At 66.1% G+C, this 2,416-nt stretch carries 1 protein-coding gene and 1 pseudogene; both read right to left on the reverse strand.

What is annotated here, in order from left to right; translation table 11 throughout:
* Positions 1 to 231 precede the first annotated feature (231 nt).
* Complete coding sequence (locus ACMO6A_RS10160; protein ID WP_418471196.1) at positions 232 to 1,899, reverse strand: formate--tetrahydrofolate ligase; 1,668 nt, start codon at positions 1,897 to 1,899, stop codon at positions 232 to 234.
* Between the two features lie 287 nt (positions 1,900 to 2,186).
* Positions 2,187 to 2,416, reverse strand: a pseudogene (locus ACMO6A_RS10165) (type III pantothenate kinase); the annotation flags it as partial.

A 2,416-nucleotide genomic window follows, 5' to 3' on the forward strand; every position in this document is an offset into this window, starting at 1 on the left:
TTTCACGGATCTAGCGCGAAACAGACGCGGATCTAGCGCGAATTCTCAGGGAGGGAACCAGGGAGAAGCTGAGATAGCAAAGCCCGGGCGTGAACCCGGGCTCCCACATTAACCTGCGCCGCCCGAAGGGGATTGTGTAGCGTCCTAGTCTCACATCCTGGGCACCGCCGGTAGGCGTAGCATACGACAGGAGCGCCCCCGATTTCAACCGAAATCGGGGGCGCTCCAAGCTTAGAACAGGCCGGAGATCTTGCCGGTTTCGTCGACGTCAATGCGCTCGGCGGCGGGCACCTTCGGCAGACCCGGCATGGTCATGATGTCGCCGGGCAGCGCCACCACGAAGCCGGCGCCGGCCGACACCTTCGCGTTGCGCACCGTGATGCGGAAGCCGCGCGGCGCGCCCAGCTTCTTCTGATCGTCCGAGAAGCTGTACTGCGTCTTCGCCATGCACACCGGCATGCCGCCGAAGCCCAGGTCCTCGAGCTTCTTGAGCTCGGCCATGGCCTTCGGCTCGAAGTCCACGCCGTCGGCATGGTACACGCGCGTGGCGATGGCCTCGATCTTCTCGGCCAGCGACAGGTCGTCACCGTAGGCGAACTGGAAGTCGTTCGGCTCTTCGCACAGGCGCACCACTTCGTCGGCCAGGGCCAGGCCGCCCTCGCCGCCCTTCGCCCACACCTCGGACAGCGCCACGTTCACGCCCAGCTCGCGGCACTTGTCCTCCACCAGCTTGAGCTCGGCTTCCGTGTCCGTGGGGAAGCGGTTGATGGCCACGACGCACGGCAGCTGGTACACCTTCGTGATGTTCTCCACGTGCTGCAGCAGATTCGGCAGACCCGCCTCCAACGCCTCGAGGTTCTCGTCGTTGAGATCGGCCTTCGCCACGCCGCCGTGGTTCTTCAGCGCGCGCACCGTGGCCACGACGACCACCGCGTCTGGGTTGAGGCCCGCGAGGCGGCACTTGATGTCGAGGAACTTCTCCGCGCCCAAGTCGGCGCCGAAGCCGGCCTCCGTCACGCAGTAGTCGCCCAGCGCCATGGCCATGCGCGTGGCCATGATGGAGTTGCAGCCGTGCGCGATGTTGGCGAAGGGGCCGCCGTGCACGAACGCCGGCGTGCCTTCCAGCGTCTGCACGAGGTTCGGCTTGAGGGCGTCCTTCAGCAGCGCGGCCATGGCGCCCTGCGCCTTGAGGTCGCCGGCCGTGACGGGCTTGTCGTCGCGCGTGTAGCCCACGACGATGCGGGCCAGGCGCTCTTTGAGGTCGGTGATGGAGGTGGACAGGCAGAAGATGGCCATGATCTCGCTGGCCACCGTGATGTCGAAGCCGTCCTCGCGCGGCACGCCGTGGGCCTTGCCGCCCATGCCGTCCACCACGTTGCGCAGCTGGCGGTCGTTCATGTCAACCACGCGCTTCCAGGTGATCTTGCGCACGTCGATGCCCAGCTCGTTGCCCTGCTGGATGTGGTTGTCCAGCATGGCGGCCAGGAGGTTGTTGGCGGCGCCGATGGCGTGGAAGTCGCCGGTGAAGTGCAGGTTGATGTCCTCCATAGGGATGACCTGGGCGTATCCGCCGCCTGCAGCGCCGCCCTTCACGCCGAACACGGGGCCCAGGCTGGGCTCGCGCAGCGCAACGACCACGTTCTTGCCCTGGCGAGCCAGCGCGTCGGCCAAGCCCACCGTCGTGGTGGTCTTGCCCTCGCCGGCGGGCGTCGGGTTGATGGCCGTCACCAGGATGAGCTTGCCGGGCGCGTGCTCCTCGTCGGTGAGCAGGTTGTAGTCCACCTTCGCCTTGTTCGTACCGTACAGCTCGAGATACGACTCCGGCACGCCCGCCTTCTCGGCGATCGCGCTGATGTGCTGGGGTTTCGTCGCCTGGGCAATTTCAATGTCGCTCAACACGTCGGGCCCTTCCTTTCGTTCCCGCCCGCTCATTGCAGACGGCGCGGCTTTTCTGATAGAAGCATTCTACCCGCCGAACGCAACGGGAACGAGAAGCATTCCTCCAACAGCGCAAGAAAGCCAACGTTGCGGCAAATAGGCCGCGACGCATGAAGCTCCGTCGGGCCACATCGAACCCGCCGTCGCACCGAACCCTACGAGACGACCCCGCGTCAATGATGGTCTGAAGCAGCTGCGTCGGCGAAACGGCTCGGCGCGAAACAGGGTAGGGCAACGCATCGCGCGCCTTAAACGCTGGCGGCGCCTTCCTGCGCTTCGTACACGAGACGCAATCCCTCGAGGGTCAACTCGGGGTTGATGGCGGTGATGGTCTGCGACTGGGCCGCCACGCGCGAGGCCAGGCCGCCCGTCGCCACCACAGGAGTCTCGTAGCCCAGCTGCGCGAAGATGCGGCGGATGATGCCGTCCACGCGATCGGCCTCGCCGTACACGATGCCCGCCTGGATGGCCTCTTCCG

Source organism: Eggerthella sp., from assembly GCF_048329335.1.
In the GTDB taxonomy this organism is placed as follows: Bacteria; Actinomycetota; Coriobacteriia; order Coriobacteriales; family Eggerthellaceae; genus Eggerthella; species Eggerthella lenta.